Source organism: Sphingopyxis sp. HIX, assembly GCF_001468285.1.
Taxonomy (GTDB): Bacteria; Pseudomonadota; Alphaproteobacteria; order Sphingomonadales; family Sphingomonadaceae; genus Sphingopyxis.
This window is the reverse complement of record NZ_LNSB01000082.1, coordinates 1-6,882: the sequence shown is the minus strand read 5'-3', so window position 1 is coordinate 6,882 and position 6,882 is coordinate 1. Positions and strand designations below refer to the sequence as shown.

Below are 6,882 nucleotides of genomic sequence, written 5' to 3'. Positions count from 1 at the left end.
GATTTCCTGCGTCATAAGGGCTCCTTTGGTTCGTCGAGTCGCCGTAACGAACCATATTGGAATATTTTAGGAAAGCGATTTTTCCGCTGCGGTGCGTGCGGAGAGGCGCGGGCGCGCGATTGCCAGCGCGGGTGCGGCGCCCTATCCTGCGGACGAAGGCGCGGCAGGAGAGGCGGCGATGGTGGAGCGAGGGCAGCGCGCGCTCGGCGATATCGCGGTGCACAGCCGGCTGGCCGACGGCACCGCGGTGTGCCTGCGCACGATCACGCCGGGCGATGCCCCGCTCTTGCGGCAGGGGATTGCGACCTTGTCGGCCGAGGCGCGTTACCTGCGCTTTTTCTCGCCGGCGCCGGCGCTGCCCGAGACGGTGATCGCGCGGTTGGTCGACGTCGACGGGCACGACCATATCGCTTGGGGCGCGCTGTGCACCGAGTGCGAGGGGACGCCGGCGATCGGCGCGGTGCATGCGGTGCGCGGCGCGCACGACGGGCCGGTGGGCGAATATTCGGTCGCGGTGCTCGACGATTTCCAGGGGCTGGGGCTGGCGCGGATGATGACCGCGGCGCTGCTGATCCAGTGCCGCGCCGAGGGGCTCGGCACGCTGGAGGTGCATATGCTGACCGAAAACGCCGCGGCGAAGCGGCTGGTCAAGGCGCTGGGCGCGGAATGGGCCGGGGCGAGCGCGGGGGTGGCGGATTACCGGCTCGACGTGGCGGCGGCGCTGGCGGCGCTGCGCGCGGACACGGACGCGCGGGGCGTGCAGGATGTGTTCGCGGCGCTTGGCGGATGAGGGGGAGAGGACGGCCTGCCGCCGCGCGGCTGGGTCGCGTACCGCGCCGCGTCAGGCCGTGACGCATGGTCGCGCTGTCGCCCCACCCTGTGTCGCGAGTCGTCATACGCTTTTTCGGGGTGAATTGGAATTGAAAGCATGTCAGGTCTGGGGGGCGCGAGGAGGATGAGGATGCGATATCTGGCCTGGGCGGCGCTGGCGCTCGCCGCCTGCTCGTCGCCCGCAGGGACGCAGGAGCATGCGGTGCCGCAGAAGCCGATCATGACCTGGGGCGACCTGCTGGGGCGGGCGCAGCCGAAGCCCGATGCGACGCTGCGCTATGGCGCGGATGCTTTGCAGGTCGTCGATGTGTGGAAGCCCGAAGGCAAAGGGCCGCATCCGGCGGTGATCATGATCCACGGCGGCTGCTGGCAGACCGCGATTGCCGAGCGCGACATCATGAACTGGATCGCGGACGACCTGCGGACGCACGGCGTTGGGGTGTGGAACATCGAATATCGCGGGGTCGATCGCGGCGGCGGGCTGCCCGGGACCTATGCGGATGTCGGCGCGGCGGCGGATCTTTTCGTCGCCGAGGGGGCGAAGCACGGGCTGAAGACCGACGGGCCGCGGATCGCGATCGGGCACAGCGCGGGCGGGCATCTGGCGCTGTGGCTGGCGCGGCGGCCGGGGCTGGCGGCGGGCGATGCGCTGCGCGGGAAGGATCCGCTGCGGATCGACCTCGCGATCAGCCAGGGCGGGCTGCCCGATTTGCGCGCGGGGGCGGCGAGCAGCGGCCATGCCTGCGGCAGCGCGGCGCCCGCGGCGATGGCGGGGGGCGACTTCGCGCGGACCTCGCCGCCCGAAATGCCGCTGGGGACGGCGCGCGAGCTGCAGTTCCACAACGACCGCGACGGGATCGCGCCGCCGAATGTCGCGCGCGCCTATGCCGATGCGATGGCCAAGCGCGGGGGCGCGGCGGACGTGGTGACGACGGGCGACGAAGGGCATGTCGAGCTGATCGCGCCGGACAGCGTCAGCTGGGGCAAGCAGCGCGCGGCGATCCTGACGGCGCTGGGGATCGCGCCGAAGTGACGACGCTGGCCGAGGCGCGGGCGCGCGACGCCGCCGATCCGCTGGCCGGCTGGCGCGCGCGCTTCGTGCGGCCCGCGGGGGTGATCTATCTCGACGGCAATTCGCTGGGCATGCTGCCGCAGGCGAGCGTGGCGGCGGCGGCCGACATGGTGGAGCGGCAATGGGGCGAGCGGCTGGTGCGCGGCTGGAACGAGGGGTGGATCGATGCGCCGGCGCGGATCGGCGGGCTGATCGCGCCGCTGGTGGGCGCGGGGGCCGACGCGGTGATCGCGTGCGATTCGACGAGCGTGAACCTGTTCAAGCTGATCGTCGCCGCCTTGCGCGAAGCCGGGCGCCGCGATCCCGCGCGGCGGGTGGTGCTGAGCGAGGCGGGCAATTTCCCGACCGACCTGCATATCGCAGCGGGCGCGGTCGGCTGCGTGGCGGGGGCCGAGCTGCGCGTCGTGCCGCGCGAGGCGCTGGCGGAGGCTTTGACCGACGATGTCGCGGTGCTGCTGCTGACGCATGTCCATTACAAGAGCGGCGAGCGCTTCGACATGGCGGACTGGACCGCGCGGGCGCAGGCGGCGGGGGCGCTGATGCTGTGGGACCTCAGCCACAGCGCGGGGGCGGTCGCGGTCGACCTGGATGGCGCGAACGCCGATCTGGCGGTCGGCTGCGGCTATAAATATCTGAACGGCGGGCCGGGGGCGCCGGCCTTCCTCTATGTCGCGAAGCGCTGGCAGGCGGCGCTCGCCAATCCGCTGTCGGGGTGGATGGGGCATGCGGCGCCCTTCGGCTTCGCCGACGATTATGCGCCCGCGGCGGGCATGAAGCGCTGGCTGACGGGCACGCCGCCGATGCTGGCGATGGACGCGCTCGAGGCGGGGCTGGCGCTGTGGCAGGGCGTCGACATGGCCGCGGTCGAGGCGAAGGCGGCGGCGCTGTTCGACAGTTTGGCGGCGGCGGGGGCGCGCGCGGGGCTCACATGCGTGACGCCGCGCGATCCCGCGATGCGCGGCAGCCATATCGGCTTTCGCCATGCCGAGGCCTATGGGCTGGTGCAGGCGCTGATCGGTGAGGGGGTGATCGGCGATTTTCGCGATCCCGACATCGCGCGCTTCGGGCTGACGCCGCTGACCTTGAGCCACGAGGATGTCTGGCACGCGGGCGAGGCGCTGGTCGCGGCGGTCGCGGCGCGGGCGTGGGAGCGGCCCGGCTATCGGGTGCGCGCGGCGGTTACCTAGATCGGGCGGGGCGGCGCTAGTCCCTCCCGCCGCCGTGGGTCGCAGACGGCGACGGGAGGGTGGAGCGTGGCCGGACCGGCTTTGCCCGCCGTCCACATGAGCGGGATTAGCCGCGCGGGGCCGGCGGCGCGGTGACGGGCATCACAGGCGCGAAAAATATTGCGCGCACGACAAAGGGCGCCGGAATCGACCGGCGCCCTTCACCCTGCCCTTTAGGGGAGGCAGCCCTGTTACTTCTTGACGGGCTCCGCGGGGGCGGCGCCGGTTTCCGACGGGGCGATCTCGCCATTGTCGTCCATGGCGTTCGCCTTTTCCTCGCCGGCGGCTTCGACCGCATCGGCCTTGGCCTCGGTGGCTTCCTTCGCCGGGCCTTCGGGCATCGCGTCGGCCTGATCGTCGATCGCGTCGGCCTGCGCCTCGGCCTGATCCTCGACCTTGTCGGCCGCGGGGCTCTGGCAGGCGCCGAGCGCGAGGGCCGAAGTGGCGGCGAGGGTGATGAACAATTTACGCATAATGAGTGACTCCCAAGGTTGACTGGGGGCTTAACGCCGGGTGAACGCTTGGGTTGCAAAGAAAATGTCAAATGGCGGGAATCGTGTGGATTTCCGGCTATTTCCTACTCCAGAGGAGACATCTGCTCAGCCCTTCTCGCCGCCCTTGGTCGCGCGGACCAGATTGTCGCGCAGGCGCACGACCGATTGCTGGACGGCGCGGAAATCGTCGCCGAGGCCGGTCGCGTCGAACAGCGCGGCGCCGGGGTCCTGGTCGATCAGCGCGCGGCCGGCGGGGGTGAGGCTGAGGCGGACCTGGCGTTCGTCGGCGGGGTCGCGACGGCGGCGGATATAACCCGCCGATTCGAGCTTCTTGAGCAGCGGCGTGAGCGTGTTCGATTCGAGGAACAATTTCTCGCCGAGTTCGCCGACGGTCTGCTCGTCGCCGTCGCCGAGCGCGACGAGCGCGATATATTGGGTGTAGGTCAGCCCGAGCGCGTCGAGGATCGGCTTGTAGGCGCGGCCGAAGGCGAGGTTCGCCGAATAGACGGCGAAGCAGATGAAATCGGCGAGCCCCGGCTTTTTGGCGGGGGATGGGGCGGTGGCGGTCATGGCGGTCTCCATGGGGGGATGACCCCTATATAGATCGCATACGATTAAATCGGAAGGGGGTTGACATCGAAAAGCGTTTCGCTATTTACATCGTATCCGATTGAATCGGACACGATGTAAAAGACACAGACCTCTTCGAAAGGAAAAGACCATGACCGACAAGATCCTGTTCAGCGGCTCGACCCACACCGTCGCCGGTGCCGAAGGCTATGCGCGCAGCGCCGACGGCCATTTCGCGATCGAGCTGCCCGAACCGCACCCCGCCGCCGAAAATCTGTTCGCCGCCGCCTGGTCGGCGTGCTTCCTCGGCGCGCTCGGGCTCGTCGCCGGCCAGCGCAAGATCGTGCTGCCCGAAACCCCGTCGATCGACGCGACGATCGACCTCTTGCACCGCGGCGGCGGCTTCGAGCTGCGCGCGCGGCTGGACGTCGCCGTACCCGGGATCGACCGCGATGTGGCGCAGGAGCTGATCGAAGCCGCGCACAAGGTGTGCCCCTATTCGAAGGCGATCGCGGGCAATATCGAGGTCGAACTCAACCTCGCCTGACGCCGGCGCCAGTCTGCGATGGCACAAAAAAGGGCGCCCGCGGGCGCCCTTTTTCCCTTTTTTTCGCTCCCGCGATCAGAAGCGCTGCTGGCGCTCGTAGAGGTCGCGGTAGTGCTGGATGCGCGTGACGCGCAGCCCCGGCATGCCGCTGCGATCGATCGACCGCTGCCAGCTCGCAAATTCCTCGAGCGTCAGCGAATAGCGTTCGCACACCTCATCGACGGTCAGCAAACCGCCGTTGACCGCCGCCACCACCTCGGCCTTGCGGCGAACCACCCAGCGCGTGGTGTTCGCCGGCGGCAGCGAGTCGAGCGTCAGGGGCTCCCCGAGGGGGCCGATGACCTGGGCCGGACGGATTTTCTGATTTTCGATCATATTCATTCCACTTTTTCGCCGTCGGACAGGGGGGCATCCGACGGGAGAATGTCTACGGTGGAGGAGTTCAACATCGGCTGAAATCCTCTGGTAAACAGGCTGTTCATAGTTTCGGACAGGCCGGTCACTTCTTCCGACAAGTCGAAAAAGCGCGTCGGCCGCGGGCCGAACGCGGCGTCGCCCGCGATGGTTCCGCAGAGCATCGCGCGGCGCTGCGACGCGGGATCGTGGCGCGCCTCATGGACGTCCAGCGTCTGCAGCAGGCCGGCGGTCGGCAGCATCGCCTGGCGCGCGCCCGACACCGCCAGGATGATGTCGAAGCCGGGCTTCGACAGGCTGGCGGCACCGGCGAGGCGCGGAAGATCGGACGGGTCGAGGTTCATGCCGCCGGTCTACCCAAGACCGACTAAGGTCCAGTAAATGCCCATTTCATGGCTCGTTAGCGAAGCTTAACCCCCGTCAATATCTTGACAGGGCGCGCGGAAAAGCTGGCATTTTCGGCCCATCGTCCCTAGATGGCGGCGATCATGGCCACGCTGATTTCCTCCCCCGCCGGGCTCGCCCGGGCCGACTTCCAGCTCGACTCGCCGCTCAAGGACCGGCGAATCGTCGTCGCGATGTCGGGCGGAGTCGATTCGAGCGTCGTCGCCGCGCTCGCCGCGCGCTCGGGCGCCGAGGTGATCGGGGTGACGCTCCAGCTCTACGACCATGGCGCCAAGGCGAAGCGCGTCGGCGCGTGCTGCGCGGGGCAGGACATCCGCGACGCGCGCGCGGTCGCCGACCGGCTGGGTTTCGCGCATCATGTCCACGACCATGAGAGCCGCTTTCGCGACACGGTGATCGACCAGTTCGCCGACGAATATCTCGCCGGGCGGACGCCGATCCCCTGCGTGCGCTGCAACATGGGGGTGAAGTTCACCGACCTGTTCCAGCTGGCGAAGGAGCTGGGCGCCGATTGCCTCGCGACCGGCCATTATGTGCGGCGGGTGATGGGGCCGGGTGGCGCCGAGCTGCACCGCGCGGTCGATCCGGCGCGCGACCAGAGCTATTTCCTGTTCGCGACGACGCAGGAGCAGCTCGACTTTTTGCGCTTTCCCTTGGGCGGGCTCCAGAAGAGCGTGGTGCGCGAGATCGCGCGCGAACTGGGGCTGGGCGTCGCGGGCAAGCCCGACAGCCAGGACATCTGCTTCGTGCCCGACGGCGATTATGCGACGCTGGTGAAGAAGCTCCGCCCCGAGGCCGACGACCGGGGCGCGATCGTCCATGTCGACGGGACGCTACTGGGGGTACACAAGGGGCTGATCCATTACACCGTCGGGCAGCGGCGCGGGATCGAGATCGGCGGGCAGGCCGAGCCGCTCTATGTGGTGCGGCTGGATGCGGAGAAGAAGGAAGTCGTCGTCGGGCCGCGGCGCGCGCTCGCGGTGTCGGGCGCGCGGCTGGGCGAAGTCAATTGGCTCGCCGATGTCGAAGGGCGCGACGTGCTGGCCAAGGTGCGCAGCATGGCAAAGCCCGTGGCGGCGCGCGTCGAGGGCGCGCGGCTGGTGTTCGCGGCGCCCGAATATGGCGTCGCGCCGGGGCAGGCGGCGGTGCTGTACGATGCGGCGGATGCGTCGCGCGTGCTCGGCGGGGGCTGGATCGAGGAGACCTTTGCGGCGGGCGTGGCGTAGGCGTTCGTCTGTGTGACGGCGGCTTTGGGGTGGGGAGCGGACATATTAATCCTCCCTGCGGCGAAGCCGTGGGGAGGGGGAGCGAGCGGAAAGAAGG

9 protein-coding genes are annotated in these 6,882 nt (G+C 69.3%); 5 read left to right on the top strand and 4 right to left on the bottom strand.

Annotated elements, in window-relative coordinates:
* Window positions 1-178 precede the first annotated feature (178 nt).
* The 3 genes from ATE62_RS22565 to ATE62_RS22555 all read left to right on the top strand — a co-directional run bounded on the left by ATE62_RS22565 (window position 179) and on the right by ATE62_RS22555 (window position 3,090).
* On the top strand, window positions 179-790 hold the full coding sequence (locus tag ATE62_RS22565; RefSeq protein ID WP_058807884.1) for a GNAT family N-acetyltransferase: 612 nt from the start codon (window positions 179-181) through the stop codon (window positions 788-790).
* A 171-nt stretch (window positions 791-961) separates the two neighbouring features.
* Window positions 962-1,864 (top strand): alpha/beta hydrolase family protein, encoded by a 903-nt coding sequence (locus tag ATE62_RS22560; RefSeq protein WP_231736399.1) that lies wholly within the window; start codon window positions 962-964, stop codon window positions 1,862-1,864.
* Window positions 1,861-3,090 carry a kynureninase gene (locus ATE62_RS22555; protein ID WP_231736397.1) on the top strand — a complete coding sequence of 410 codons (1,230 nt, stop codon included), beginning with the start codon at window positions 1,861-1,863 and terminating at the stop codon, window positions 3,088-3,090. The genes ATE62_RS22560 and ATE62_RS22555 overlap by 4 nt, the downstream gene beginning before the upstream one ends.
* 230 nt (window positions 3,091-3,320) lie before the next feature.
* On the opposite strand, the gene ATE62_RS22550 is transcribed toward ATE62_RS22555, so the two are convergent.
* Both ATE62_RS22550 and ATE62_RS22545 read right to left on the bottom strand, forming a co-directional pair.
* The gene (locus ATE62_RS22550) at window positions 3,321-3,602 is read right to left on the bottom strand and encodes a hypothetical protein (RefSeq protein WP_058807823.1); all 282 of its coding nucleotides are present in this window, start codon (window positions 3,600-3,602) and stop codon (window positions 3,321-3,323) included.
* Window positions 3,603-3,728: 126 nt separating this feature from the next.
* A complete protein-coding gene (locus tag ATE62_RS22545; RefSeq protein WP_197411649.1) occupies window positions 3,729-4,193 on the bottom strand; it encodes a MarR family winged helix-turn-helix transcriptional regulator in 465 nt (154 codons plus the stop codon).
* Between the two features lie 151 nt (window positions 4,194-4,344).
* Between ATE62_RS22545 and ATE62_RS22540 the strand changes: the two genes are divergently transcribed.
* On the top strand, window positions 4,345-4,740 hold the full coding sequence (locus ATE62_RS22540) for an Ohr family peroxiredoxin (protein WP_058807821.1): 396 nt from the start codon (window positions 4,345-4,347) through the stop codon (window positions 4,738-4,740).
* 75 nt (window positions 4,741-4,815) lie between these two features.
* Here the strand turns inward: ATE62_RS22540 and sciP are convergent, their stop codons facing one another.
* Both sciP and ATE62_RS22530 read right to left on the bottom strand, forming a co-directional pair.
* Complete coding sequence (gene sciP / locus ATE62_RS22535) at window positions 4,816-5,115, bottom strand: CtrA inhibitor SciP (protein WP_058807881.1); 300 nt, start codon at window positions 5,113-5,115, stop codon at window positions 4,816-4,818.
* A 2-nt stretch (window positions 5,116-5,117) separates the two neighbouring features.
* On the bottom strand, window positions 5,118-5,498 hold the full coding sequence (locus ATE62_RS22530; protein WP_058807820.1) for a hypothetical protein: 381 nt from the start codon (window positions 5,496-5,498) through the stop codon (window positions 5,118-5,120).
* A 144-nt stretch (window positions 5,499-5,642) separates the two neighbouring features.
* Here ATE62_RS22530 and mnmA point away from each other — a divergent pair, with 144 nt between their 5' ends.
* On the top strand, window positions 5,643-6,785 hold the full coding sequence (gene mnmA, locus ATE62_RS22525; RefSeq protein WP_058807880.1) for a tRNA 2-thiouridine(34) synthase MnmA: 1,143 nt from the start codon (window positions 5,643-5,645) through the stop codon (window positions 6,783-6,785).
* The last annotated feature ends 97 nt before the right edge of the window (window positions 6,786-6,882 follow it).

Bases quoted from the DNA above. Each gene is read 5' to 3' on its own strand.
- mnmA (WP_058807880.1), top strand. From the start codon at position 5,643: ATGGCCACGCTGATTTCCTCCCCCGCCGGGCTCGCCCGGGCCGACTTC.
- sciP (WP_058807881.1), bottom strand. From the start codon at position 5,115: ATGATCGAAAATCAGAAAATCCGTCCGGCCCAGGTCATCGGCCCCCTC.
- ATE62_RS22530 (WP_058807820.1), bottom strand. From the start codon at position 5,498: ATGAACCTCGACCCGTCCGATCTTCCGCGCCTCGCCGGTGCCGCCAGC.
- ATE62_RS22565 (WP_058807884.1), top strand. From the start codon at position 179: ATGGTGGAGCGAGGGCAGCGCGCGCTCGGCGATATCGCGGTGCACAGC.
- ATE62_RS22545 (WP_197411649.1), bottom strand. From the start codon at position 4,193: ATGACCGCCACCGCCCCATCCCCCGCCAAAAAGCCGGGGCTCGCCGAT.
- ATE62_RS22550 (WP_058807823.1), bottom strand. From the start codon at position 3,602: ATGCGTAAATTGTTCATCACCCTCGCCGCCACTTCGGCCCTCGCGCTC.
- ATE62_RS22540 (WP_058807821.1), top strand. From the start codon at position 4,345: ATGACCGACAAGATCCTGTTCAGCGGCTCGACCCACACCGTCGCCGGT.
- ATE62_RS22560 (WP_231736399.1), top strand. From the start codon at position 962: ATGCGATATCTGGCCTGGGCGGCGCTGGCGCTCGCCGCCTGCTCGTCG.